This is a genomic window from Gluconobacter sp. R75690, assembly GCF_015244525.1.
GTDB lineage: Bacteria > Pseudomonadota > Alphaproteobacteria > Acetobacterales > Acetobacteraceae > Gluconobacter > Gluconobacter potus.
Map to the genome: position 1 here is coordinate 432,024 of NZ_JABCQB010000001.1, position 24,640 is coordinate 456,663.

The 24,640-nt window shown below is 61.8% G+C and carries 22 protein-coding genes; 14 read left to right on the top strand and 8 right to left on the bottom strand.

Features of this window, described 5'->3' with window-relative positions; all coding sequences use genetic code 11:
- Positions 1-39 precede the first annotated feature (39 nt).
- Together hemC and HKD27_RS02015 are read left to right on the top strand one after the other, a co-directional pair.
- On the top strand, positions 40-1,089 hold the full coding sequence (gene hemC / locus HKD27_RS02010) for a hydroxymethylbilane synthase (RefSeq protein ID WP_194688359.1): 1,050 nt from the start codon (positions 40-42) through the stop codon (positions 1,087-1,089).
- A 50-nt stretch (positions 1,090-1,139) separates the two neighbouring features.
- Positions 1,140-1,787, top strand: a complete 648-nt coding sequence (locus HKD27_RS02015) for a uroporphyrinogen-III synthase (RefSeq protein WP_370544213.1) — start codon at positions 1,140-1,142, stop codon at positions 1,785-1,787.
- Here HKD27_RS02015 and secB read toward each other — a convergent pair whose 3' ends face one another.
- Positions 1,788-2,309 carry a protein-export chaperone SecB gene (gene secB, locus HKD27_RS02020; RefSeq protein ID WP_062495672.1) on the bottom strand — a complete coding sequence of 174 codons (522 nt, stop codon included), beginning with the start codon at positions 2,307-2,309 and terminating at the stop codon, positions 1,788-1,790.
- Between the two features lie 193 nt (positions 2,310-2,502).
- Here secB and HKD27_RS02025 point away from each other — a divergent pair, with 193 nt between their 5' ends.
- The 5 genes from HKD27_RS02025 (at position 2,503) to HKD27_RS02045 (ending at position 8,578) form a co-directional block, all read left to right on the top strand.
- Positions 2,503-3,300, top strand: coding sequence for a Tim44/TimA family putative adaptor protein (locus tag HKD27_RS02025; RefSeq protein ID WP_194688105.1), 798 nt, complete (start codon positions 2,503-2,505; stop codon positions 3,298-3,300).
- Positions 3,301-3,312: 12 nt separating this feature from the next.
- Complete coding sequence (locus HKD27_RS02030; RefSeq protein ID WP_194688104.1) at positions 3,313-4,467, top strand: murein transglycosylase A; 1,155 nt, start codon at positions 3,313-3,315, stop codon at positions 4,465-4,467.
- On the top strand, positions 4,464-5,282 hold the full coding sequence (locus HKD27_RS02035; protein WP_062495667.1) for a site-specific DNA-methyltransferase: 819 nt from the start codon (positions 4,464-4,466) through the stop codon (positions 5,280-5,282). The genes HKD27_RS02030 and HKD27_RS02035 overlap by 4 nt, the downstream gene beginning before the upstream one ends.
- 93 nt (positions 5,283-5,375) lie before the next feature.
- Positions 5,376-6,854 (top strand): cytochrome-c peroxidase, encoded by a 1,479-nt coding sequence (locus HKD27_RS02040; RefSeq protein WP_194688103.1) that lies wholly within the window; start codon positions 5,376-5,378, stop codon positions 6,852-6,854.
- Between the two features lie 215 nt (positions 6,855-7,069).
- Positions 7,070-8,578: a DUF563 domain-containing protein gene (locus HKD27_RS02045; protein ID WP_194688102.1), complete on the top strand. Its 1,509-nt coding sequence runs from the start codon at positions 7,070-7,072 to the stop codon at positions 8,576-8,578.
- A gap of 66 nt (positions 8,579-8,644) precedes the next feature.
- On the opposite strand, the gene HKD27_RS02050 is transcribed toward HKD27_RS02045, so the two are convergent.
- Entirely contained in the window at positions 8,645-9,844 is a 1,200-nt protein-coding gene (locus HKD27_RS02050; RefSeq protein ID WP_194688101.1) for a lipase family protein, read from the bottom strand.
- Positions 9,845-9,955: 111 nt separating this feature from the next.
- Complete coding sequence (locus HKD27_RS02055) at positions 9,956-10,165, bottom strand: hypothetical protein (protein ID WP_062495659.1); 210 nt, start codon at positions 10,163-10,165, stop codon at positions 9,956-9,958.
- Positions 10,166-10,327: 162 nt separating this feature from the next.
- On the opposite strand from HKD27_RS02055, the gene HKD27_RS02060 reads away from it, so the two are divergent.
- A complete protein-coding gene (locus HKD27_RS02060; RefSeq protein WP_231100555.1) occupies positions 10,328-10,891 on the top strand; it encodes a Smr/MutS family protein in 564 nt (187 codons plus the stop codon).
- Between the two features lie 5 nt (positions 10,892-10,896).
- Here HKD27_RS02060 and HKD27_RS02065 read toward each other — a convergent pair whose 3' ends face one another.
- Positions 10,897-11,979, bottom strand: coding sequence for a hypothetical protein (locus HKD27_RS02065; protein ID WP_194688100.1), 1,083 nt, complete (start codon positions 11,977-11,979; stop codon positions 10,897-10,899).
- Positions 11,976-12,893 carry an oxygen-dependent coproporphyrinogen oxidase gene (gene hemF / locus HKD27_RS02070; RefSeq protein ID WP_194688099.1) on the bottom strand — a complete coding sequence of 306 codons (918 nt, stop codon included), beginning with the start codon at positions 12,891-12,893 and terminating at the stop codon, positions 11,976-11,978. Before hemF ends, HKD27_RS02065 begins: the two co-directional genes overlap by 4 nt.
- Positions 12,894-13,167: 274 nt before the next feature.
- Between hemF and HKD27_RS02075 the strand changes: the two genes are divergently transcribed.
- Complete coding sequence (locus HKD27_RS02075) at positions 13,168-14,058, top strand: S-methyl-5'-thioadenosine phosphorylase (protein ID WP_194688098.1); 891 nt, start codon at positions 13,168-13,170, stop codon at positions 14,056-14,058.
- A 63-nt stretch (positions 14,059-14,121) separates the two neighbouring features.
- Here HKD27_RS02075 and HKD27_RS02080 read toward each other — a convergent pair whose 3' ends face one another.
- Together HKD27_RS02080 and HKD27_RS02085 are read right to left on the bottom strand one after the other, a co-directional pair.
- On the bottom strand, positions 14,122-14,385 hold the full coding sequence (locus tag HKD27_RS02080; protein WP_228120338.1) for a hypothetical protein: 264 nt from the start codon (positions 14,383-14,385) through the stop codon (positions 14,122-14,124).
- Between the two features lie 133 nt (positions 14,386-14,518).
- Complete coding sequence (locus HKD27_RS02085) at positions 14,519-15,244, bottom strand: dienelactone hydrolase family protein (protein WP_194688097.1); 726 nt, start codon at positions 15,242-15,244, stop codon at positions 14,519-14,521.
- A 42-nt stretch (positions 15,245-15,286) separates the two neighbouring features.
- Between HKD27_RS02085 and HKD27_RS02090 the strand changes: the two genes are divergently transcribed.
- The 5 genes from HKD27_RS02090 (at position 15,287) to HKD27_RS02110 (ending at position 21,606) form a co-directional block, all read left to right on the top strand.
- On the top strand, positions 15,287-15,493 hold the full coding sequence (locus tag HKD27_RS02090; RefSeq protein ID WP_062495645.1) for a DUF4169 family protein: 207 nt from the start codon (positions 15,287-15,289) through the stop codon (positions 15,491-15,493).
- A gap of 130 nt (positions 15,494-15,623) precedes the next feature.
- Positions 15,624-15,914: a co-chaperone GroES gene (gene groES, locus HKD27_RS02095; protein ID WP_062027127.1), complete on the top strand. Its 291-nt coding sequence runs from the start codon at positions 15,624-15,626 to the stop codon at positions 15,912-15,914.
- Between the two features lie 50 nt (positions 15,915-15,964).
- Positions 15,965-17,605: a chaperonin GroEL gene (groL, locus tag HKD27_RS02100; RefSeq protein ID WP_194688096.1), complete on the top strand. Its 1,641-nt coding sequence runs from the start codon at positions 15,965-15,967 to the stop codon at positions 17,603-17,605.
- A gap of 281 nt (positions 17,606-17,886) precedes the next feature.
- Positions 17,887-20,865: a TonB-dependent receptor domain-containing protein gene (locus tag HKD27_RS02105; protein ID WP_194264730.1), complete on the top strand. Its 2,979-nt coding sequence runs from the start codon at positions 17,887-17,889 to the stop codon at positions 20,863-20,865.
- 162 nt (positions 20,866-21,027) lie between these two features.
- A complete protein-coding gene (locus HKD27_RS02110; RefSeq protein WP_194688095.1) occupies positions 21,028-21,606 on the top strand; it encodes a hypothetical protein in 579 nt (192 codons plus the stop codon).
- Here the strand turns inward: HKD27_RS02110 and HKD27_RS02115 are convergent.
- On the bottom strand, positions 21,597-24,530 hold the full coding sequence (locus tag HKD27_RS02115; protein WP_194688094.1) for an ATP-dependent DNA helicase: 2,934 nt from the start codon (positions 24,528-24,530) through the stop codon (positions 21,597-21,599). The two genes, HKD27_RS02110 and HKD27_RS02115, sit on opposite strands and share 10 nt — an antisense overlap.
- Between the last annotated feature and the right edge of the window lie 110 nt (positions 24,531-24,640).

Below are 24,640 nucleotides of genomic sequence, written 5' to 3' on the forward strand. Positions count from 1 at the left end.
TCATGACAGTCCCGTGTGAATGGGCTAAAGCTGCCGTTCATGAATGCTCCCGTCCTGCCTTCCGAGGCGCTCCAGAGAGTCGCCGCGGAAGCCGTCCGCCGCTCCCACGCCGCTGAGCCGCCTACCGGCCGCAAGCTTCCTCTTCGTGTCGGGTCGCGGGCGTCTCCGCTGGCGCTGGTCCAGACGCGGAACTTTCTGACGCGTCTGACGCGGTTCTGCCCCGTTCTGCGCGATATGGGGGCATTTCAGGAATACCAGATCAGCACCGAGGGCGACCGCAATCTGGTGCAGCGTCTGGCGGAAATCGGCGGCAAGGGACTTTTTGCCAAGGAAATCCATGAGGCGCTGGCGGCCGGGCGGATCGATTTCGCGGTGCACAGTCTCAAGGATCTGGAAACCAACCTGCCGCCGGGTCTGGTGCTGGCCTGTACGCTCAAGCGTGAGGATGCGCGCGATGCGCTGATCCTGCGGGATCGCGACGTGGTGGTTGATCCGCAGCGTCCTTATGACTGTCTGCCGGAAGGGGCGCTGATTGGATGTGCGTCGGTGCGTCGTCAGGCGCAGATGCTGCATGTACGGCCCGATCTGCGGTTCTGCCTGCTGCGCGGCAATGTGCAGACGCGGTTGGACAAGCTGCGGGCCGGAGCTTGCGAGGCAACGCTTCTGGCGCTGGCCGGGCTGCGGCGTCTGGGCATGGAAGACCGTGTGGATGTCGTGCTGGAGCCGGACCAGATGTTGCCGGCTTCGGGGCAGGGCATTGTGGGTGTGACGGTTCGTGAGAGCGATCTGGAACTCCGCGAACTGCTCTCCGCGATCGAGGATCCGGAGGCGCGGGCGGTTTCGACGGCCGAGCGTGCGCTTCTGGCGGAACTGGACGGCTCGTGCCGGACGCCGATCGGGGGATATGCCCGGATCGAGAATGGTGTTCTCAAGCTGAGCGGCATGATTGCGAGCGAGGACGGGACCTTCCTGCTGCGTCGCGAGATCGAAGGGGCGCCGCTCGAGGCGGCCCGTCTGGGGACGGAGCTTGCGGACGAACTTCGCCGCGACACGCCGGCCCATATCTTTGATGAAATGAGGCGTCCCTGACGCTTACCCGTCCTGAAGCGGGTCGCCCTGAACTGGCGCGCGCGGTTCTGGTGACCCGGCCGGAGCCCGGACTATCCGCTACGATGGCGGAAGTCCGGGCGCTTGGCTGGGAGGCGGTGGCCTGCCCGATGCTGGACGTCACGACATTTGAGCCTGTTGCGCCCGGCGTGTTCCGCGCTGTGCTGGTGACCAGTGCGAATGCGCTGCCCGCGCTGCGGGACTGGCCTCGGGATCGGCTGGTTGTGGCCGTCGGTGCGCGGACGGCGGCGCGGGCGCGGCGGGACGGCTTCGTGAATGTCGAGGCAGCGGACGGGGATGCGCGGGCTCTGGCGGCGTTCTGCCGGGCGCGCGGCATTATGGGCGCGGATGTGCTGCTGGCCAGTGGCGCGGGCTATGGCGTGGATCTGGCCCGGGATCTGGGTGTGCAGCGGGGCGAGGTTTATGTGGCCTGCAAGCGGGAAGCCCTGCCGGATGATGCGGCTGAGGCCCTGCGGGGCGGGCGAGTCGATTCCGTACTGCTGTATTCGGGGAAAACGGCGGAAGCGTTCAGGGAAGCGCTGGGGGCCGAAGAAGTCACGGCGCTGTCTGCCGTGCGGGCGCTCTGTCTGTCAGAGGCCATTGCCGCGCGCCTGGACCCGAAGGAATGGCGCGCGGTGATGTGGCCCGATCCGCTGGAGCAGCTCGGGCCAGTCGTCTGATCAGGCTTCGCCAGCGGGTTCCGGGAACTGCTGGGCGCGCTTGGCCTGCCACAGGGCAACGAAGTCGATCGGCTGCAGCACGACGGGCGGGAAGCCGCCGTCACGCGTGACATCGCTGACGATGGAGCGGACATACGGGAAGATCAGGCGCGGAACTTCAACCAGCAGGATCGGCTCGATAAGCTCCTGCGGCGGGTTGTTCAGCGTCACAACGGCGGCGTAGGTCAGCTCGGCGATGAACACCGTGCGACCGGCCTGTCCACCTTCCTGTGCCGGCGGCTCGGCGGCCTCGGCGCGGACGGCCAGAGCGACTTCATAGACGGCCTGGTCTTCTTCCAGACGGTTGGCCTGGACGTCGATGTTGACGGAAATCTGCGGAGCAGAGCGCAGTGTTGCGAAAATGGAAGCGCCGGCCGGGACTTCAAAGGACAGGTCCTTCGTGTACTGCAGGTTGATGGCCAGCGGCATGGCCGGCACGTTTTCCTGGCCCAGGGCAGCGTTGTCGGGGGTGTTCTCTGACATACAGTCTCCGGTTCCGCAGGGGCTGGGCCCGTGGCGGACATCGATTGGAACGATTGCGATCCCCCGGCGGTAGCATGATGTCTGCTGTCCGCCAAGACACGGTTCTGGCGGACAGATGGTTGAGATCGGACGGATTGCACCCTATCTGTAGGTCAACGGATCTTTAACCGAACACTGCGAAACACAGGCTTTCATGTCTTCTGACGACATCCATCTCCCCGCCGGCCTCATGGCTCACGCGGGTCATTATTTCCCCTGGGACCTTGTGGTCCTGTTCGTGCTCGCGGTGGCGCTGGGGGTGAGGCTGTACCGTGTTCTTGGCCGTCGTGTCGGGATGCAGGGGGTGCGACAGGAGCGTCCGGGGCCCGGGTTTGGTCCGGGCGCGCAGAAGGGGGCTGCTCCGGATGCGGCGCGTCCGAGCGCGCCGCCGCCACTGCCGGGGCAGGTCGCAGGGAAACCGGGGACTGCTCCCGGGGTGTTCGATCAGGCGGTGCCTGACGTTGAGTATGAAATTCCGGCGCCTGCTACGCGGGTCGGGACGGTTCTGGGTGAGATCGGGTCCGTTTTTCCGGGATTTGCGCCCGATGGTTTCCTGAAGGAAGCCGAAGGGACGTTCCGTCAGGTGGTTCCGGCTTTTGCGGTCGGCGATCGGACTGCGCTGGAAAAACTGCTGACGCCAGCCTCCATGGAGTCTTTTTCCGCGGCGATTGATACGCGGGTACAGGCGGGCGAGACGCAGCGGAGCGATCTGCGCGGGATCGAGAGCCTGTCCATTCTGGATGCTTTTCTTGTGTCTTCGGAAGACGGGGCACGGATCGGCCGAATCGAGGTGAAGATCGTGTCGCGACAGGTGAATATCCTCACGGATCGTGAGGGTGAGCCGCTGGTCGGGACCGAGGCCGTGACCGAGTTCCACGATCTGTGGCTGTTCGAGCGTGTGGCGGGGCAGTCCGACGCGCGGTGGCGTCTGGCGGCATCGCGTCCGGCCTGATCGCGTTCTCCGATGAAGAAACTGCTGACCCTGCTGACGCTTGGCGCGCTGTGCGGATGCACGCTGCAGAATGCTCCCTCGTCGCTTTCGCTCTCTCCTGTCGGATATGACTCGCTCGCCGGATGGGAGCAGGAGGATTTCACGTCCCTGATGCCGCTGCTGCGCGATGAGTGTCATCGTCTGGCGCAGTTGCCGCCCGAGACGGTGCTTGGTGGGAGCGAGGCCATCACCTATGGGCGTCATGCCGCCGACTGGAGCAATGCCTGTGCGGCGCTGGCGACGGCTTCGGATGCGCGAACCTATCTGGAGACGTGGTTCCAGCCTTACGAGGCGGGAACTGAAGCGTTCTATACCGGCTATTTCGAGCCGCAGATTCCGGCGTCCCTGACGCGGGGCGGGGCGTATCAGACACCGGTCTATGGTCGTCCGCGCGATCTGGTGCGGGCGAAGGCGACCAATGGCCAGATGGTCAGCGGGCGCTGGGTCAACGGACAGTTCGCGCCGTATTATGACCGTGCCGCGATTGATGGCGGCGCGCTGGCGGGACAGGGACTTGAGATTGCCTGGCTGAAAAGCCCGGTAGACCTGTTTTTCCTTCAGATTCAGGGTTCGGGGCGGCTGATTCTGCCGGATGGTGGGCAGGTGCGTGTCGGATATGACGGGCGCAACGGGCAGGCTTATGTGCCGCTCGGGCGTGTTCTGGTGCAGGACGGGGAACTGCCTGCGGATGGTGTTAGCATGGACAGCATCCGCACCTGGCTGGAAGCGCATCCGGATCGGATGATGTCCGTCATGGAGCGCAATCCGAATTATGTGTTCTTCCGCCGTGATGACGGCAATCTGGCGCAGGGTCCGAAAGGGGCATTCGGGATGCCTCTGACGGCCGGGCGCTCTGTGGCGGTGGACCGGTCCGTGGTGCCGTTTGCGATGCCGCTGTGGGTCGAGACGAAGCTGCCTTATGGGGCGGGTCAGCCTGTGACCTGGGATCATCTGGTGTTCGCTCAGGATATCGGGACGGACATCAAGGGCGCCGGCCGGGCCGATCTGTTCACGGGCTGGGGGGCGACCGCGCAGTCCGTGGCGGGGAACCTGCATGCGCATGGCCGGATGGTGCTGTTCCTGCCGCGGCCTCCTGCGGATTCTCCCACGGGTTCTGGGGCGCAATGATCCGCAGTCGCCGGGAGAAGCTCGGTGTCCATACGCTGATCCGGGGGGACTGCACGACGGTTCTCAAACGGATGCCGTCGCAGAGTGTGGACGTCGTGGTGACATCGCCGCCGTATAATTTGGGGGTGCCGTATCGGACGTATCAGGACCGGCTTCCGGAGGATGCGTATCTGGACTGGCTGGAGGATGTCTGCACCAGTCTGTGTCGGGTGATGAAGGATGACGGGTCGTTTTTCCTGAATATCGCCGGGTCGTCCTCGCAGCCCTGGATGCCGTTTGAACTGATGACGCGATTGCGCAAGCTGTTCGTGCTGCAGAACCACATCACCTGGATCAAGTCGATTTCGGTGGGTGAGATCACCTACGGGCATTTCAAGCCGCTGAATTCGGCGCGTTTCGTCAATCGCAATCATGAGCATGTGTTCCATCTGACCAAGACGGGAAATGTGCCAGTGCAGCGGCTGGATGCGGGTGTGCCGTTTACGGACAAGAGCAATATCGTGCGGCGGCAGCACATCACGGACCGGCGGTGTCGGGGTGATACGTGGTTTATTCCCTACGAGACCGTGCGCAGCCGCAAGGAGAAGTTCAGCCATCCGGGGACGTTCCCGGTGGCGCTTCCAGAGGCGTGCATCCGGCTGCACGGGTTGCGGCCGGGGGGCGTACTGCTCGATCCGTTCATGGGGTCGGGCACGACGCTGGTCGCGGCGGAGCGGATGGGGTGTGTGGGGATCGGGATTGATACCGATACGTCCTATGTGAACGTGGCCCGCAAGCGGGTGCGGGCGGCGATCGATCATGAGGACGAAGACTGATCGACAAGACCTGTTGTCCTGACAGGTTCAATTACTTTGACTTTGCCTGTCACTTTTCGTCATTCTCACGACACCGTGAGTATGAGGAGAAAAATGGTGCGTTCCAGCACGATTACAAAAGGAATTGCCGGTCTGGTGGCACTTGGTGTTGTCGCCTGGGGCGGTACCGTCACCTATCTTGAGCATTTCGATCATGCTGGTGCACCGCAGTTGCCCGCCAGCAGTCCGACGCGTCAGGACCCGACGGCCATGGCGGCGTTCGCGGCCCTTCGGGAAGTGCGCTGCGATTACTGTCATACGCAGAATGTGAATTTGCCGTTCTATTTCAGCCTGCCGCTGGCCAATCAGATCATGAAGCGTGATCTGGTGCAGGGACAGCGTCATTTCGAATATGCGCCGGTTCTGACGGCCCTGCAGGACGGCAAGCCGCCTTCCGTCGAGCAGCTTTCGCGTATCGAGGAAGTCATCACGCAGAACCGCATGCCGCCAGCAGCTTATCTGCTGATGCATCCGCATGCGCATCTGGACGAGAAGCAGCGTGCGGATATCCTGAAATGGGTGCGTGAGCAGCGTGAGCGTTACTATGCGACGCCGGGCGTGGCGGCGCAGTTCCGTGGCGAGCCGATCCAGCCGATCCCCGAGAGTGTCGATGTGAACTGGAAGAAGGCCGAGCTGGGCCGGGCGCTGTTCTTCGACAAGGGGCTGTCGGGTGATGGCACGCTCAACTGTGCGAGCTGTCATGGTCTGAACAAGGGCGGCGTGGATAACCTGACGACGGCGACGGGGATCGGTGGTCAGAAGGGGCCGATCAATGTGCCGACCGTCTATAATGCCGTGTTCAGTATGGCGCAGTTCTGGAACGGTCGTGCGAAGGATCTTGCGGAGCAGGCAGCTGGTCCGGTCATGAACCCGCTGGAAATGGGTTCGCACGACTGGAACACGGTGTCCGATCATGTTCGCAGCACGCCGGGTTATGCCGAGCAGTTCAATGCAGCTTTCGGCTCCGACCAGATCGACAAGGACACGATCACGGGGGCGATTGCGGAATACGAAAAGACGCTGATCACCCCGGACAGCCGCTTTGATCTGTATCTGAAGGGCGATGAGAAGGCGATCACGGCGCAGGAAAAGCGCGGGTATGAGCGGTTCAAGGAAATCGGCTGCTCGGGTTGCCATAGTGGTCTTGCCGTGGGTGGCGATGCTTACGAGATCCTTGGGCTGGAAGGGCCGTATTTCGAGAACCGTCACACGAAGCTGACGGATGCCGATGAAGGCCGCATGGCCGTGACGCACAAGGAAGGTGACCGGGAGCGGTTCAAGGTTCCGAACCTGCGTAATGTCGAGCTGACAGGCCCTTGGCTGCATGACGGCTCGGCGACCACGCTGGAGCAGGTCGTGCGGGAGATGGCGCGTTACGAGACGCCGGATACGGATATTGCCGATCAGGATGTCACGGATATCGTGGCGTTCCTCAAGACGCTGACTGGCAAGTATGAAGGTATTCCGCTGAAGGATGTGCCGGCTGACCAGCCGCTGCAGGCTCCGGTGTCGGGTTCTGATTCCAAGAACTGACGCTTTAGTATTTTCCAGTAAAAAACCGGAGAAGGGAAACCTCTCCGGTTTTTTTATATATACAGGACCGATGATCTGAACTGTCTGTATCAAGTGGTTTTTCGCGCACCTGAAATTGCATGTTTCATATTGGATGAGTTTTAATAAACGATATGGACAGTGAAGATCAGCTTCGCTATCGATTTGGAATAAAACTATTTCAGAATAGGTATGATATGAGCGATTATATCAAGGATTGCATTAAATATGATATTTCCGGTTCTGTTATAGAAGGTTTTCCGGAAGTTTTTGATCGGCGTAATGTTCTGTACGTTCCGAGACGCGAAGGCGGTCTGGACAAGGACTTTGGGTTATTTGATGAAACAGGACGACAGATCCTCGGAAACGCTCTTTTCTCAAGTTATCCGCCTGTATTGAAAACACAGGGCTTGACGACGCGGAAAAATGGAGAGGCAGCCTCTTACCAGAACCAGCCTGTCGTGTATGGGGGATGTATTGGCGACCATTACGGCCATTTCATAACGGAATGCCTGAACACGCTCTGGTATTTTTCGAGGGAATGCTCACCGGAAACACTGGTGCTTTTCCATAGTGACCTGACCGTTGAAGAGATTTTTTCCCGACCCTGGATGGTCGATCTGCTGCGTTATGCAGGGGTCCGAAAAGAACAGATTATTATTCCCCGTGTACCATTAAGATTTGATTCCATTACCATACCTGGGCAGGCGTTTTCTGAAGATGGCTTTATCTATACGGGGTATGCAAAATATCTGAAATCACTGTCGTTGAAGGCGGTTCAGGAAAGCAGCTTTGATTTCAAAGGAATGGTATATCTTTCGAGGGTCAGCCCTCTCTACAATAGTCGACTGCCCTGTAATGAAGAAGATCTCTGTGCCGAATTTTCGGGACGTGGAGTAAAGGTTGTTCGGCCTGAAGACCTGTCTGTTGCCGATCAGATCAAGATATTTAATGAGAATATTGTCATAGGGCCTATTGGCTCGGCTTTTCATACGTCGATCTTTGCGGGGGCCCCGAAAGGAATAGCCATTTGCCCGGAAGACCGGCCTATTGCGCGTTCATACGAATTGATGGATGCAGCACATGATGCCGAGATACGCTATGTATACAGTAAGGATAAAGTAGATCCTTCAACGCTTGCGGAAGTTCTGGTGCAGGCTGCCGGGTCAAATACGTATTGGAAAACAATAACGGAAAAAATTGGACTGGGATTCCTGGGGCGAAAAAACAGAGGAGATATTTTCTTTGTTGGTAATGAAAATATCCTTCTTGCGAGAGATATGAAGGAAGCCGGGGATGATGAGGTCCTTGTGGCTACAGTCGGCAATAAGTCATTTATTTTTGCAAATCATTCCTCTTTGCCGCCTTTTTTCATAGAAAAAGAGCTGAGCGAGACAAGAGTCATATCATATCTTAATTTTGAAGAAGAAAATGTTGTCGGATTTCAGAATCCGGTAAATGGAAAATGGCTGAAAGCAGTTCCGCCTGAGTTGAAGAAGAATCTTCATTGCGATGCGGATCATGTCAATGATTGGGAGTTGTTCCGGCTGAAGCGTGTGGAAGATCCGGATTTTTCCGGTGACCTGAAAGTTCTGCTGGAAGCGCTGGCTTATCTTTCTGACACGGGGGATGTTGCTGGATGTCTGACGATTGCACCCTGTCTTGAGAATGCGCTTCACCGGTTCGAAGGCTCCGATTGTCAGTAGAATTTTTCTCTTCTGACAATCGTGACGCCTGATTGGGGATTAGGGAAAGGCTTTATCTCCTTTGGCTTATTCCGGAACGGGATTGCATTGCGGGGTGACGGGCTGGCCGGTCATGACGGCTGTCATAAAAGTGGCGGAGTCCGGCAGGGAGCCGTTTACGACCTGGCTGTGGTCCAGCCCCTTGTAGAGATGGGCCTGAACGGTCGAGCCCGCCGCACAGGCGGCTTTGACCAGACCGAGCTGAAGGGCGGGTGGCACGTCGCGGTCTTCTGTCCCGGTGCCGGTGAAGAGTGGCTGGGCCAGCTTGAGCGTTGGGAACGCCATGGCTTTCAGGGCCGGGCTCATGGCCTTGAGGAAGGTTGGCTGGAGACTGTTTTGCAGGGTGAGGCCAGCTTCCTGCGTCTGATGGGACAGGGAAGCCAGGCATTCATGCGCAGCGTTGCGATAGACGGGCAGCGCTTTGGACGTGAAGGCCTGTTCGGGGCGGAAATGGGGATCGCGTCCTTCCAGTCCGGCGGCAAGGTAGAAGACGTAATTGATCAGCGGGCTGTAGCCGACGCCGGGCTGCGAAGCGGCTTTGAGCAGGCCGCCGAGCAGTTCGGACGTTACATAAGGTGCACCGGTGGCGACGGTGCCGCGGATGTCCAGTTCAGGCGCGTAAGCTGGTGCGTAGGAGGCTGTGGCGACGGCAGCGCCGCCTCCCTGAGACTGACCGACGATCATGATCCGGTTTTTCAGGTCCGGGACATTGGCGAGCGCGGCACGAACACTGTCGAGGACGCTGTAGGCTTCGACGCGGGTGTCCAGATAGGGATGGGTGCCGGGTGTGCCGAGGCCCTGATAGTCCGTGGCGACGATGGCGAAGCCGCGCTTCATCCAGGCGGACAGATAGGTGCGGTTGCGGTCGCTGACAGGGTTGAGGGACGGGGCGCAGCTGTCATCGACGCCGACGGTGCCGTGGGCCCAGGCGACGATTGGCCAGCCGCCCTGAGGAGCAGGGCCTGCGGGCAGGATGATCTCGGCCGTGACGGGAACGAGGCCCTTGCCGGTGATGCCATTGGTCGAAAGATAGGTGATGCGCAAGGAGCGTCCGGCGTCTGGAAGGCCGAGAGCGTCGGCGAGAGGGACCGAAGCGGTGATGGTTCCGGGCTTCTGGACAGCGACCGGGGTTGCGGCATGTGCTGCGGGAGCGTGGGCGAGGCCAGAGACGCAGAGAGCCGTGCTCGCAAGAAGGGGCAGGATCTTGCGCAGGAAAGGCAGGGGCATGGAAAGTCCTTTGTCAGTCTCGCTTCGAAAGCCGGCGCATGTAACGCCGAATGGAAGCGACACTGACGGCATGCCCCTTAACGTCAAGTGAATTTGCGATTGCGGCTAGCTTTAGTCGTCCTGTGCGAGACGTCGATCAGCGGCCTTGTCGATCCGGTCACGCTCTTCGGACGTGAGGAGGCCTCGCTCGTATTCCTGCGTGGCGCGGGCCTTGGCGTTGCTGGCGCGGGCGCGGGTGTCGATCGGGTAGGCGCGTTTTTCGGGGAGGCCGAAGGCGCTGTCGGGCAGGCTGTCGCGTTCTTCCTGTGTGAGATGGCTCATGGGTCTGCTCTCTCGAAAATGGAACCTGGGAGTAAACGTATCAGGGCGGCGTGAGTGCCGAAATCCCGAAAGAACATTGTTCAATGACGCTGGAACCCGTTACATGCTCGGGACCTGAATTCCCGAGCGGGCAATGCGGGTGGGACAGCAAGCGAGGATGGTGTGGCGAAGCGGGATCTGAGGGAGGACGAGGCGACGTTGTGGCGGATGGTTGTCCGTGACATCAAGCCGTTGCGGTCTCCGCGTGCTCCGCGTCGCATGATGCCTGTGGCGAAGGCCGAGCCGCCTGCGCCTGTGCCGGAGGTTGCGCGCTCGACACCCGTGGTGTCGCGGCGTTCCTTTGTTTCGGTGCCGTCTGTGAAGCCTGCGCCGCGTCCGGCGGAACTGTCTGTCGGCGTTCGCGCACCGGGGCTGGATGATACGAGCTGGAAGCGTCTGTCACGCGGGCAGATGAAGGTGGATGCTCGGCTTGATCTGCATGGCTATGTCGTGCAGGAAGCGTTCGAGCGGCTTTATGACTTCATGCAGCGTGCACGGGTTCGGAACTGGCGTTGTGTCGAGGTCGTGACGGGGCTGGGGAGCGGGCAGACCAGCGGGCTGATCCGGCGCGAACTGCCGATGTGGCTTCAACGGGGGGATCTGCGGTCCATGGTGCTGGCTGTGGTGCATCCGCATGCCGCCAATCATGGATCTGTTCGCATTCTGCTGAAGACCCGCCGTCGCTGATTCTGTCAGATGTGACGGGTTTCCTGTCCTTCGCGCCAGCGCGGAATGTTGACGGCGAGCCAGCGGCGCAGGGCCAGCGTGGCCCCGAGATCCGGGACCGTCCGCGACAGGAACGGGGCAGCATTGTCGCCTGTGGCCAGCTTGAAATGATGCAGGTCGGCCCATCGCCGGACGCCTGCATCCGCCCCGACCGCCGAGCAGGCGTGGCTCCATTGCATGATGATTTCGGGTGGGGTCAGCATGGGCAGCGCGATGGCCATGGCCGTATCTGCGGCGGCGGAGACGGCCTGCCAGGCGTGGTAGAACGGGCCTTCGGGCGGGCGGTGCCGGGCCTGCTGGTAGGCTTCCATGAAAATGGGAATGGTCGTCGCATGCGTGTCGGTCAGGTCGCCGGTGTAATAGATCGCGCTCGTACCTTCCGGCAGGTTGGCGAGGACGTCATCGAGCGGTCGGTCGAGCGTATAGGGGGAAATCTGGACCGCATCGACGGCGCCCTCATGCAGGGCGGTCAGGGCATTTGATGAGTCGACATAGCCGGGCACGGGAATGGGGCGCAGGCCGAGAAGTGACAGACCCATCAGGGCGTTCAGTTCCGGGCCACCGATATGGGAGACCGCGAGGCGGACGGGGTGGTCATGGAAGAAACCCGTCAGGCGGCTGCGCAGGGTCTTGTGCAGCTCCGCGCGCGCGATGACGACGGTTGTGGTTGAGGCTACGAGGACGGGAATCCAGCGACCGAAATCGTAATGGACGCGGGAATCGCCGGTCAGTGATGCCAGCAGCGTGGCGCCGGGCAGGGCCAGGGCGGTGTTGCCGTCAGGCGCGCTGTTGGCGTCGAACAGGTTGGCGGCGCGGACGCCGTCCTGTCCGATGTCGGGGGTCAGTTCAAGAGGTGTCTCCAGCCCCAGGGCGTGGGACAGGGGGCCGCTTGCGAGTTCTGCGAACTGGCCCGGGGTGGAGGCGAGCGTGCCGCCCAGAAGGAGCTGGACATCCGTCAGGGTGCCAGCGCGGGCCGGGTTTTTCAGGAAGGGAGCGGCTCCGGTCAGAGCCGCCAGCCCCTTCAGGGCTGCACGTCGGGTCAGTCTCACGGCCAGCGGACTTCCGGCGGCATGCTCATCAGGATGGCTTCGGTGTTGCCGCCTGTCTTGAGGCCGAACAGCGTGCCGCGGTCGTGCAGCAGGTTGAACTCGACGTAGCGGCCGCGGCGGATGAGCTGGGCATCGCGGTCGGCTTCGGTCCAGGGGGTGAACATGCGGCGGCGGACGACGGCTGGGTAGGCGTCGTGGAAGGCCATGCCGACGTCTTTGGTGAAGGCGAAGTCCAGAGCGACGTCACCGGTATAGAACTGGTCGTAGAAGATGCCGCCGAGGCCGCGCGGTTCGTTGCGGTGGTGCAGGTGGAAGTAGCGGTCACACCATTCCTTGAAGCGGGGATAATGCTCCGGGTCGTGGCGGTTGCAGGCGTCTTCGAAAGCCTTGTGGAAATAGGCGGCGTCCGACTGGGCTTCCGCACTTTCGGGGAACATCGGGGTGATGTCGCCGCCGCCACCGAACCAGCCTTTCGTCGTGATGATCATGCGCGTGTTGAAATGCGCAGCACTCACATGCGGGTTGCACGGATGGGCGACGAGGGAGACGCCGGTTGCAAAGAAGCGCGGGTCTTCGTCAGCGCCGGGGATGTTCTTGCGGAACTCGGGGGAGAACTCGCCCCAGACGGTCGAGACGTTGACGCCGACCTTCTCGAAGACGCGGCCGCGCATGACGGACATCACGCCGGCGCCCCCTTCGGGGCGGCTCCAGGCAGTGCGCTCGAAACGGCCGGGGGCCGTGCGGTCACGCAGGACCTGCGAACCGCCTTCGGCTGCTTCGTCTTCGAGTTTTTCGTAGGACGAGCAGATGCGGTCGCGGAGGGTTTCGAACCAGGCTTTGGCGTCCTGCTTGAGGGCGTCGTGAGGCACGTCTGGACGAACGGTTTCGGTGAAACCGGGGCTGATCTGGTCCATGTTTTCTTCCCCCGTCTATACAGGACAAAACTTCGTTACGCGCAGTGTCCTAGCAAATCGCGCCGTCGCCGAACAGTTGGCTGATGCATGCCTGCCGGTGATCCGTGGCGGGACGATGGCGCAAAGACGTTTTCATTTCGTAAAAACGGCAGCGTTTTGTGAAAAAGTTTCTCTGAATGCTGCAACACGCTGCCTGCGGGTTGCAAGACTTGCGTGTCGGGCCGTCTCGTGGTCCAGAACGGGCGAGCGGATCAACCAGAAATCAGGAACAGACATGTCTTCGGAACAGGAAATCCAGCCCGTCATCGGTGTGATCGGTGGCTCGGGGCTGTATGACATTGACGGACTCGAGAACAAGGAATGGCGCCGGGTGGAAACGCCCTGGGGCGAGCCGTCGGACGAACTGCTGTTCGGCACGTTCGAGGGTGTGCAGTGCGTGTTCCTGCCGCGTCACGGGCGGGGGCATCCCATTCCGCCGTCGCGTCTGAATTTCCGCGCCAATATCGATGCGCTCAAGCGGGCCGGTGTGACGGATATCCTGTCGCTTTCGGCTGTGGGGTCGCTCAAGGAAGAACTGCCGCCGGGGCATTTCGTGCTGGTGGACCAGTTCATCGACCGCAGCTTCGCGCGTGAGAAGAGCTTTTTCGACACCGGCTGCGTGGCGCATGTTGGCATGGCGGACCCGGTTTCGGCGCGTGTGTTGGATGTGGTGCAGGGCGAGGCGGCTGCGCTTGGGATTCCGTTCACGCGGGGCGGGACGTATCTGGTGATGGAAGGTCCGCAGTTCTCAACGCGCGCCGAGAGCGAGCTGTACCGGTCCTGGGGCTGTTCGGTTGTGGGTATGACCAACATGCCGGAAGCCAAGCTCGCACGTGAAGCGGAGATGAACTACGCGACCGTTGCGATGGTCACGGATTTCGACTGCTGGCACTCCGACCATGACAGTGTGACGGTCGAGGCTGTCGTGAAGGTCATGAAGGGGAATGCGGATAATGCGCGCCGCCTGGTGAAGGCGGTCATTCCGGTGCTGGGGAAGAAGCGTCCGGTGGATGCGAGCGCCGAGCGGGCTCTGGATCATGCGATCATTACGGCACCGGCTGCTCGTGATCCGAAGCTGGTGGCCAAGCTTGATGCCGTTGCAGGGCGTGTTCTGAAGCAGGGCTGAGGCCATGCGGATGCCGCGCCGGCGTGATGCGGGCGCGGCTGGAACCGTGATCGGCTGACGGGATCAGTCGAAGTTGTGGTTCGGGTCTGCATCGACATCAATGCCTGCACGGGCATCGTCGATTTCCACGCCGTCGAGTTCCGGCGGCGGTAGATCCTTGACCGGGGTGCCCTGCGGGACGCCCTTGATGGCGATCAGGTCGGTGGCCTTTTCGATATAGCCTTCGGGACCACAGGCCGGTTTGCCGTCGGCTTCCCACAGGAGGCGCGCTTCGTGGCGGATTGCGGCGTCGCGTCTGGGATCGTCTTTGAGCGGATTGGTGCTCATCTTGAAACTCCTGTCTGATCCGGCGCCGGGTGTGCCGGGATTGCCGTTATTATAGACCTCTTCCACGGTTTTGCGACTGTCTGTGTCACCGCTTTGAGATGCCGGCTCCCGGCGATGGTACTGAGGGTGTGCTTCAGTCCCGTGCGAGATTGGTTTTCAGGAAATCGACGCTGCGGGACCATGCGAGGTCACGGGCATCGCGGTTGAAGCTCGGGCGCTCGGGGCAGCCGAAGCCGTGACCGGCGTCATCGTAGACGTATTCCTCGACTTCGGGGCGGGCGTCGCGGATTTTCTGGATTTCGGTGTGAGGGATGGAGGAATCCTCGCCGCCGAAATGCAGTTCGACCGGGCAGTGCGGTGCTGTTTCGACATGGTTGCCGATGCTGCCGCCATACCAGCTTACGGCTGCGTCCACGTCATGCGTGCGGGTGGCGGTGAGCCAGGCGAGGAGACCGCCCCAGCAGAAGCCGATGATGCCGACTTTCTTATGGCCGGCGTCGCGTAGGGCTTTTGCGCAGGCGGCGATGTCGGCGAGGGTCTTTTCGGACGGGATCTGGCTGCGCAGTTCGAGACCTTCGGTCACGCCGGCCTGCGTGTATTCCAGAATGACGTCGGGTTTGACGCGGTCGAAGACGGCCGGAGCCAGGACATGGAAGCCTTCGGCCGCGAAGTCATTGCAGACATTGCGGATATGGGTGGTGAGGCCAAAAATTTCCTGCACGACGATGACGGCAAAGGGCGACTCCGCGGAGCCGGTTTCCCAGGCCTTGAAGCTGTGGCCATCGGATGCGGTCAGGCTGGTCAGGTGACCCTCCGTGCCGGAAACAGGGTTTTTCTTGTCCGAGGGAGTGTGTTTCATGTCTGTGTGTCCAGTCTTGTAATGCCCGGAAGGCCATGAGCCATGAGCGACGTCATCAATCTCCGTCGGGAACGCAAACGCCGCAAGAGCGTAGAGGATGCGAAGGTTGCCGATGCGAACCGCCGTCTGCATGGCCGGACCAGGGGGCAGAAACTGGCTGAAACGCTTGAGAAACAGCGGGTGCAGGCGCTTTTGGACGGGCGCAGACTTTCTTCCGGAGCCTCTTCGGACGAAAGCGAGAATCCTTGACGCCGAGGGTGGGGGCGACTATGTCTTTGGCACTCTCCATGTGAGAGTGCCAAAATGCACTGCAGTCATTGAGTGCAGCAACCCGGTCACGCTGCTTTGTACAAGGGTGTGGCCATAAATGGAGCGATCCATGACGAAGTTTCGTCCCCTTCATGACCGCGTGGTGGTCCGTCGCCTGACGGGCGAAGAGAAGACCGCTGGCGGCATCATCATTCCTGACACCGCCAAGGACAAGCCGACCGAAGGCGAAGTCGTTTCTGTCGGCCCGGGTGCCCGCAACGAGCAGGGCCAGATCGTGGCTCTGGACGTCAAGGCCGGTGACAAGGTGCTGTTCGGCAAGTGGTCCGGCACCGAGGTCAAGATCGACGGCGAAGAGCTGCTGATCATGAAAGAGAGCGACATCATGGGTGTGATCGGCTGATCAGCCGTCCCCGTTTCCTCTCGTAAGAACCTCATTCAGGAGTAAGAATTATGGCTGCCAAGGACGTAAAGTTCGGCGCTGATGCCCGCGAGCGTATGCTGCGTGGCGTTGATATCCTCGCAAATGCCGTCAAGGTGACGCTGGGCCCGAAGGGTCGTAACGTTGTTCTCGACAAGAGCTTTGGCGCACCGCGCATCACCAAGGACGGTGTGTCGGTTGCCAAGGAAATCGAACTGGCTGACAAGTTCGAGAACATGGGCGCCCAGATGGTCCGTGAAGTCGCGTCCAAGACGAACGACATCGCAGGCGACGGCACCACGACTGCAACCGTGCTGGCCCAGGCCATCATCCGTGAGGGTGCCAAGGCTGTTGCTGCTGGCATGAACCCGATGGATCTCAAGCGCGGCATCGACAAGGCTGTCGGCGTCGTCGTTGAAGAGCTGAAGAACAACACGAAGAAGATCACGTCTCCGGAAGAGATCGCGCAGGTCGGAACGATTTCCGCTAACGGCGAGACCGAAATCGGAGAGATGATCGCTTCTGCGATGCAGAAGGTCGGTTCTGAAGGTGTCATCACGGTGGAAGAGGCCAAGGGCCTGCACACTGAGCTCGACGTTGTCGAGGGCATGCAGTTCGATCGTGGCTACATTTCCCCGTACTTCGTGACGAATCCGGAGAAGATGACGGCTGACCTCGACAACCCGTACATCCTGATCCACGAAAAGAAGCTCTCCTCGCTTCAGCCGATGCTGCCGCTTCTCGAGAGCGTTGTTCAGTCCGGCCGTCCGCTGGTGATCATTGCCGAAGACGTCGATGGCGAAGCACTGGCCACGCTGGTCGTGAACAAGCTGCGTGGCGGTCTGAAGATCGCTGCCGTCAAGGCTCCGGGCTTCGGTGACCGTCGCAAGGCCATGCTGGAAGACATCGCCATCCTGACGGGCGGCCAGGTGATCTCCGAAGACATCGGGATCAAGCTGGAATCCGTCACGCTCGAAATGCTGGGTCGCGCCAAGAAGATCCACATCGAGAAGGAAAACACCACGATCGTCGAAGGCGCTGGCAACAGCGACGACATCAAGGGCCGTTGTAACCAGATCCGTGCGCAGATCGAGGAAACGACGTCTGACTACGACCGCGAGAAGCTCCAGGAGCGTCTGGCAAAGCTGGCTGGTGGCGTTGCCGTCATCCGCGTCGGTGGCAGCACCGAGGTCGAGGTGAAGGAGCGCAAGGATCGCGTTGACGATGCCCTGCACGCAACCCGCGCTGCCGTTGAAGAAGGCATCGTTCCGGGTGGTGGCACGGCTCTGGCCCGCGCATCCTCCGCTCTGAAGGGTCTGACCTTCGACAACGACGACCAGCGCGTTGGTGGCGAGATCGTCCGCAAGGCCCTGCAGGCTCCGCTGCGCCAGATCGCGTTCAACGCCGGTGAAGACGGTGCGGTCATCGCAGGCAAGGTGCTTGAGAACGACGGCTATGTCTTCGGTTTCGACGCCCAGAAGGGTGAGTACAAGGACCTGGTTGCGGCCGGTATCATCGATCCGACCAAGGTTGTGCGTACGGCCCTGCAGGACGCCGCTTCGGTTGGCGGTCTGCTGATCACGACGGAAGCCATGGTTGCCGAGCGTCCTGAGAAGAAGGCTCCGGCCGGCGCTCCGGGTGGCATGGGCGGCATGGGTGACATGGACTTCTGATCGAAGTCCGGTCCCTTTCCTGTCCCTTCCAAGGAAGGGGCCGGGAGGGCCCCCAGATGTTGCAAAAAAGCCTCTGGCCTGCGGGTCAGAGGCTTTTTCTTTGCCTATTTAGTTGCTGAAAGATAACGAAAAAACGGGGCCGGGGTATAACTGTTGCGTGGAGAACACATGTTGCATTCAAGTGCCCCGTAAAAGCATGGCAGGTATGTATTTTTCGTGACAGTAACGCTCTGACATCTTTAGAGAGGGTCCATCATTCTTTTGAAGGATCTTGTTCTTTGATGAACACATCTCGTCGCCATTTGTTGCTGTGTGCATCAATTCTCGGGGTTGGGACCCTGTCCGGGACGGCTTTCGCTGATTCCACGACGCAGCCGGAACACCGTTCCCACAAGGTTGTGCATCACAAGGCTTCCACTCCGACGACTGCTACCAAGGGCACGACCGCCGCTGTCGCGGCTCCTGCCACCACATCGTCCGTCGCCGTTCCTGTCGCCACGACCGCGCCGGCTTACTCCAGCCGCCGTCGTGCCGCACTGCTTGAATCGCAGGGTGTCTCGGGTGGGACCGAGCGCATGGTTGTTACGGGATCGGCTCTGGCCTCCTCGAACAACCAGAACGCCAACCCCGTCCAGATCGTGACGGCGAAGCAGATCCAGCAGACGGGCGCCACGACGCTCAGCGACTTCTTCGCACGTATTCCGTCCATCGGCGGAACGGGCACGAACAACTCGGAAACCAATGGTACGGGTGGTGCGTCCTGCACCGACATCCGTAACCTGGGATCGAACCGCGTTCTCGTCCTGATCGATGGCAAGCGCGCCACGCTGAACGGGCAGACGAACTGCATCGATCTGAACGCGCTGCCGATCCAGCAGATTGCCAGCGTCGAAATCCTGAAGGATGGCGGTTCCGAGCTTTACGGTGCCGATGCCGTCTCGGGCGTCATCAACATCAAGATGCGTCATGATCTGTCGGACGGAAACATCACGATCCGTGGTGGCATCACCGGGCAGGGCGACAACGATACGGGCATGATTTCCGCCTACAAGGGCTGGAACTTCGATCATGACAAGGGCAACCTGACGCTGTTCGGTCAGTACATGACGCAGGGCGGCGTCCTGCAGCGTAACCGCAGCTGGGCCAATCCGGTGCAGCTGACGGATAACCCCGTGGGTTCGGGTGGAGAGACCTTCGGGTCCGGTTATTCCAACTATACGCATGTCCAGAGCGCATCGGGGCTGAATGCTGCCGTTGCACCGGACGGCAAGACTGTCAGCGACTGGGGCACGAACAACCGTTATGATTACGGTCGTCACCAGAGCCTGATCAACCAGCTTCAGGATGCCAGCCTCTCGGGTGATTTCCACTACGAGTTCAACCGGCATGCCAACCTGTATTCCAATGTGATGTACTCGCATCGGACCAGCTCCAGCTACATGGCGGCCGAGCCGTTTGACGGTTCCGTGCCTCCCAGCACCCTGCCGTCCGTTCTGACGGTGCCGGCGAACGATCCGAACAATCCCTTCGGTCAGGATGTCGACATTACCAAGCGTCTGACGGAGCTTGGGGATCGTCGCGACGAGAATGCGACCGATACGGTCACGGCCAAGGTGGGGATCAACGGCGCCATTGCTTATGGCTGGGATTACGACCTGTCGTATACCTATGGCTCCAACATGTCGACGGATCACCTGGAGAACGTGGGTTCGTACACGAACCTGCTGAATGCCTATGGTCTGCAGCAGGTTGACCCGTCCAGCTCGACGAGTGCCCTGGTCTACAACCCGTCGGTCTGCCCGTCTTTCGGGTGCAGCAATCCGTTCGGGACGATGGGCAGTCAGGCAGCGTCCTACGTCAACTACAATACGAACACGCATTCGCATTACCAGCTTCGTGACTGGAACCTGCGCATCAACAACAACCACGTGACGACGATGCCCTGGAAGGGCGGCGGCGATCTGGGTATTGCGGTGGGTTTCGAGCATCGTGGCGAGCAGCTGACCAACACGCCTGACGAACTGATCAGCAGCGGCCAGAGCCTGACCAACACGGTTCTGCCGACCAGCGGCGGCTTCGACGTGACGGAAGGTTATGCGGAAGCCAAGGCGACGCTGCTGAAGAACGTCTTCCTTGCGAAGGATCTGACGGTTGACGTGCAGGGGCGTGCGTCCGGTTACAGCACGACGTCGGATACGGCAAAGAACTGGAAGGCGTCCATCAACTGGGCTCCGACGCAGGACATCCGTTTCCGCGGTACGATCGGTACGTCCTATCGTCAGCCGAACGTCTATGAGCTGTATGGCGGCCAGTCGCTGAGCTACAACCTTGCCAATGATCCGTGCGATGCGGCTCAGGTCGGTACCTATGGCGGTGCTGCTGCAACGGTGGCTGCGACCTGTGCCAAGCAGGGTATCAACTCGTCCACGTTCCATCAGTCCGGCACCGGTCAGGTTCCGACGCTGGGTGGCGGTAACGCACATCTCGCGCCGGAAGTGGGCCGGACCTATACGTTCGGTACGATCATCACGCCGCGCTGGATTCCGAACCTCTCCATCTCGGGTGAGTTCTGGCACTACTCGGTCAACCACACGATCAGTGCGCTTCCGACGCAGTACATCCTGGATGGCTGCTACACCGGGACCAACGCCTCGCTGTGCAACCTCGTGAACCGTCTGTCCAACGGCCAGATCAACACGGTTTCAGCAACGGACCAGAACACGGGTGCCCTGCATGAGAGCGGTGTGGACTTCGACTTCGACTATCGTATCCGTGTGGCTCGTCACGACGTCCTGTCGGTGTCCAACAACTTCCAGTACCTGCTGAACTACACGCAGCAGCTGGTTCCGGGTGGCGCGTTCACCAATTACACTGGTGCGCTGCTGTATGCCGGTGGTCCGAACAACGCCAATGCGTCCTATGGTATTCCGCGCGTTCGTGACTATGCGACATTCGGCTGGACCCATGGTGCCTTCACGGCGACCTATATGGTGCAGTTCATCGGCGGTATGCGCTGGAACGATCAGTCCGAGTTCTTGAACTCCACGACGGCTGGCCGTTACAAGACGCCGATGATGATTGAACAGGATCTGACGCTGGCCTATCGCTGGAAGAAGTGGAACTTCGAGAGCGGCATCAACAACATCACCAACAAGAAGCCTCCTTTCGTGGCCAGTGGCGTGGATAACAGCGCCGGCGCGACCTATGGCAGCTTCTATCAGGGACGTTATTTCTTCCTGCAGGCCGGTCTGAACTTCTGAGCCTGTCAGTCTGAAAAACGGCCTGGACCTTTCGGGGTCCTGAAGAGCCCCCGGCCCGTGTGGTCGGGGGCTTTTTTTGTGCGAACTTTCCGGGGGCGTAATTTACTGATTGACGGGGGTTGAAACCTGTCGAAATGTAACAGGGATCTCGGAGAGGGGCTCATGAGCGGGAATATCGACGATCTTGCGGCGCTGATCAGGGAAGCCGAGGGCAGCCGGGAGCGCTTTCTGGAGAAGTTCTCTGTGTTCTGCGAGCAGGCGTTTCCTCGTCAGACGGCTGTCTCGCGCAGGGCCCGAGGCTGGCTGAAGCGGACGGTTGAGATCGAGGGGCTTTCCCTGCGGTTCGAGACGCGGGTGTTTGAGCTTCGGCGTGAGGGCGCTGCGGTCGTGGCGGAGATTGCTCATGAGGTTCGCGGCGTGGTCATCAGCCGTAATGCTGCCACGGCGCGCGATGCGCTGAACGAGGCGGATCGCAAGATCCTTGGGCTCGTGGCCGATGGTGCGCTGGATGCGGCGCGGACGACGGCCTCCAGTCGGGGTGTGGACCCGCGGCAGATGGAAGCGCTGGCGCAGGCGGCGGACAAGGTGACGCAGGCTCTGGGCGAAATGGCGCAGAATGACAGGCTCGCGGCCGAGCGGGCGCAGGAGCAGGAAAAGGAGTTGCACCAGCTGCGCGACCGTCTGGCGACCAGCATGCGCAGCCTGGCCCAGCAGTCGGTTCAGCCCCTGGGTCAGCCCTGAAGGAGGGGCGGTCCGTTTTCCTGTTCCTCGGGGCGCAGGAAGCGGGCGATGTCTTCCAGTGCTTCGGCCAGTGGCATGCGTCGGACGTCCACGCCGTCGGGGAAGGCGGAGAGCAGGCGTGAGGGCATGCGGCGGTCCAGCATGACGAAGACGCCGCGATCGGTGCCCTGACGGATCAGGCGGCCGAAAGCCTGTCGCAGGCGCATGCGGGTGATGCGGTCATCGTAATCGCCGGGGCGGCCTTCAGACAGCAGGCGGCGGCGTTCGCGGTGCAGGATGTCGGGGCGGGGCCAGGGGGTCTTTTCGAACACGACCATCCGCAGGGCTTCGCCGGGGACGTCCACGCCATCGCGCATGGCGTCCGTTCCCAGCAGGCAGCTATGGGTTTCGGTGCGGAAGACGTCCACGAGGGTGGCGTTGTCCATCGCATCGACATGCTGGGCGTAGAGCGGAAAGCCCTGCGTTTCCAGCGGTTCGTGGATGCGGCGATGGACTTCGCGCAGGCGGCGGATAGCCGTGAAGAGGCCGAGCGCGCCGCCGCCTGCGGTTTCGAACAGGGCGCGGAAAGCGTGTGCCAGTGACGGGATTTCGCCCGAGACGTCCGTGATGACATAGGCGCGCGTCTGCGTCGCGTAGTCGAACGGGCTCATGACCGAGGCGCGGATCGGCGGTTTCAGGAAATGCGTGGCGCCCAGACGCAGCTCGGCGGCGTGCCAACTGGCCTCGTTCTGGGCGTCTCCGTGGCCAGTCTGGTCCCGCAGGGTGGCGGATGTCATGAGCAGGCCGTGGGCCGGTGTCTGGATCGTTGAGACGAAGGGAATGGTCGGGTCCAGCCAGTGCCGGTACAGGCCGATGTCATGGTCGCCCTGTGTAGCGCGGGTGCGGGGGAGGCGTTCGGTGCGGATGAAGTCCACGAATGTCGGGGTGACGTTGGGTTCGGGGGGCGTCTGAAGCGCGTCCAGCATGCCGATCCAGCCGGACAGGCGGCTGATGGCGCGGCGGTGCAGGGTGCGGATCATGGCCTCGATGCGCTGGCGGGTCGGGGCGTCCATTTCCGCATCGTCCTCGACCTGTGCGGCGAGGCGGTCGGCCAGCATCCTGATGGGATCGCGCAGGCGGGTCAGGGCGCGGCTGAGGGTTTCGGCGGCGCTGGCGACATCCTCATTGACGGGATGCAGGTCACATTCCGCCGAAATATAGCCGTCGCGGCTGTCCTTGGTCTGGCGTGCGCGAAGTTGATGGTCCAGAGCGCGCAGGAAGGCTTCGGACGGGTTTTCCGGTGTGGGCTCCTCGGGGATCAGCAAGGGTGTTTCGCCGGGGAGCGGGGGAAGGTCCGGGTCCTGTCCGGTCTCGGCCTGCGGGCGCAGGCGCGTGCTCCAGCCGGGGGCGGGCAGGGCGCGGGCGGCCTGAAGTGCGGCCTGAAGCGGCGTGTCGATCATCGGCAGGCGTTCGACCAGATCGTCCAGGCGGCGTTGCAGGCCCCGGGCGCGGGAGCGGCTGCCTTCGGCGCCGAGCAGCCAGCGGCGGAGTTCGGCGGCTTCGAGGCCGGACAGGGCCGTGGCGAAGGCGCTGTCGGCGGCGTCCGGGACGTGATGGCCTTCATCGAAGACGTATCGGGTGGGTGTGGTGTCTTCGTCGGGCAGGCCGGGTGGGGCGAGGGCGGCCCAGGCGGCCTGCGAGAGGACGAGGGCGTGATTGGCGACGACCAGATCGGCCTGACGGGCGCGGCGGATGCCGTGTTCGACGAAGCAGGTCTGGTAATGCGGGCAGGCGGCGTGGATGCACTCGCCGCGCCGGTCGGCGACGCCGAACAGGGTGCCGTGACCGAAGAGTTCGCCGAACCAGCCGGGGAGATCGCCGCCCATGAGGTCGCCGTCGCGGCTGGCTTCGGCCCAGCGGGCGAGCAGGGCCATGGGGAGCAGGGCGGCGTAACCGTCAGGGCCGCGGGAGGTGGCGACGTTAAGCAGGTCTTCCATGTTCAGCAGACACAGATAGTTCTCGCGACCTTTGCGGACGACGACCTTGTCACGCAGGGTGGTTTCGTCCGGGTAGAGGCGACGAAGTTCCTGTTCGATCTGGCGCTGGAGGTGGCGGGTGTAGGTGCTGACCCAGACGGCGCCGTCATTCTGTTCGGCCCAGAGGCTGGCGGGGGCGATGTAGCCCAGCGTCTTGCCCGTGCCGGTTCCGGCTTCGGCGAGGACGACATTGGGGGAGCCGATGCTTTCGCGCGGTTCGAAAGCGGCGGTGGCGACGGAGGCGAAATCGGCCTGACCGGGACGGATCTCGGCATTTTCACCAAGGATTTCGCGCAGGCGCTGGCGGGCGGCGTTTGGCGAGACGGGCTGGCTTCCGGGCGCGGGGCGGGGGGCGGTTTCTTCCCAGCGGGGCAGGCGTTTCCAGATGCGGATGGCTTCGTAGGGATGGGCGCCTGTTGTGTCTCTTGGGGTTCCGAGAACGTCCGTGACTTCGCCGCTCCAGGCCCAGCCGGCGCGGGTCAGGGGGACCATCAGCGCGCGCAGGCGTGTGCCCTCGGGTGTTTCGGCCTTGTGCCGCAGTTCGTCGAGCAGGGTTTCGCACAGGACGGGGAGGAGGTCCGCGCCGATGGTTTCGGGCGGCTCGATGCCGAGGGCGAGGGCCAGTCCGCGCGGGGTGGGGGCGACGGTTGTGGCGGGGCGGACGAACAGGAAGAGGTCCAGCAGGTCGAACCAGGGCACAGGCTGGGACAGCGGGGAGAGATCCAGCGCGCGCAGGGCGGCGGGACCGTGGACCAGAAGCGGCGGGGGAAGCTGGGTGAGGCGTTCGCGGGTTTCTTCCGCCGTGAGGTCCAGCAGTTCTCCGTCCGGTGTCAGGAGCGAGGACAGGCCGCGACGGGCGACGAGGGCCGGAGCGTCGAAAGGCGAGAGAAAGGTGGGGGCGCGGGGCATTGTCGCCAGTGTAGCGGGTAGGGGAAAATCCGGCGAGGATGTTTTGCGGGTTTTGCGAACGGAACGTGAAAGCTGGCTGTCTGCAAGGGCTTGGGAAGGGCATGAAAGTC

What these genes read in the sequence shown, in the direction of transcription:
- HKD27_RS02030 (WP_194688104.1), top strand. Translation starts at nt 3,313, where the DNA reads ATGAAGAAACTGCTGACCCTGCTGACGCTTGGCGCGCTGTGCGGATGC.
- HKD27_RS02055 (WP_062495659.1), bottom strand. Translation starts at nt 10,165, where the DNA reads ATGAGCCATCTCACACAGGAAGAACGCGACAGCCTGCCCGACAGCGCC.
- HKD27_RS02045 (WP_194688102.1), top strand. Translation starts at nt 7,070, where the DNA reads ATGAGCGATTATATCAAGGATTGCATTAAATATGATATTTCCGGTTCT.
- HKD27_RS02080 (WP_228120338.1), bottom strand. Translation starts at nt 14,385, where the DNA reads ATGAGCACCAATCCGCTCAAAGACGATCCCAGACGCGACGCCGCAATC.
- hemC (WP_194688359.1), top strand. Translation starts at nt 40, where the DNA reads ATGAATGCTCCCGTCCTGCCTTCCGAGGCGCTCCAGAGAGTCGCCGCG.
- hemF (WP_194688099.1), bottom strand. Translation starts at nt 12,893, where the DNA reads ATGGACCAGATCAGCCCCGGTTTCACCGAAACCGTTCGTCCAGACGTG.
- HKD27_RS02040 (WP_194688103.1), top strand. Translation starts at nt 5,376, where the DNA reads ATGGTGCGTTCCAGCACGATTACAAAAGGAATTGCCGGTCTGGTGGCA.
- HKD27_RS02075 (WP_194688098.1), top strand. Translation starts at nt 13,168, where the DNA reads ATGTCTTCGGAACAGGAAATCCAGCCCGTCATCGGTGTGATCGGTGGC.
- groES (WP_062027127.1), top strand. Translation starts at nt 15,624, where the DNA reads ATGACGAAGTTTCGTCCCCTTCATGACCGCGTGGTGGTCCGTCGCCTG.
- HKD27_RS02025 (WP_194688105.1), top strand. Translation starts at nt 2,503, where the DNA reads ATGTCTTCTGACGACATCCATCTCCCCGCCGGCCTCATGGCTCACGCG.
- HKD27_RS02110 (WP_194688095.1), top strand. Translation starts at nt 21,028, where the DNA reads ATGAGCGGGAATATCGACGATCTTGCGGCGCTGATCAGGGAAGCCGAG.
- HKD27_RS02090 (WP_062495645.1), top strand. Translation starts at nt 15,287, where the DNA reads ATGAGCGACGTCATCAATCTCCGTCGGGAACGCAAACGCCGCAAGAGC.
- HKD27_RS02035 (WP_062495667.1), top strand. Translation starts at nt 4,464, where the DNA reads ATGATCCGCAGTCGCCGGGAGAAGCTCGGTGTCCATACGCTGATCCGG.
- HKD27_RS02115 (WP_194688094.1), bottom strand. Translation starts at nt 24,530, where the DNA reads ATGCCCCGCGCCCCCACCTTTCTCTCGCCTTTCGACGCTCCGGCCCTC.
- secB (WP_062495672.1), bottom strand. Translation starts at nt 2,309, where the DNA reads ATGTCAGAGAACACCCCCGACAACGCTGCCCTGGGCCAGGAAAACGTG.
- groL (WP_194688096.1), top strand. Translation starts at nt 15,965, where the DNA reads ATGGCTGCCAAGGACGTAAAGTTCGGCGCTGATGCCCGCGAGCGTATG.
- HKD27_RS02085 (WP_194688097.1), bottom strand. Translation starts at nt 15,244, where the DNA reads ATGAAACACACTCCCTCGGACAAGAAAAACCCTGTTTCCGGCACGGAG.
- HKD27_RS02105 (WP_194264730.1), top strand. Translation starts at nt 17,887, where the DNA reads ATGAACACATCTCGTCGCCATTTGTTGCTGTGTGCATCAATTCTCGGG.
- HKD27_RS02050 (WP_194688101.1), bottom strand. Translation starts at nt 9,844, where the DNA reads ATGCCCCTGCCTTTCCTGCGCAAGATCCTGCCCCTTCTTGCGAGCACG.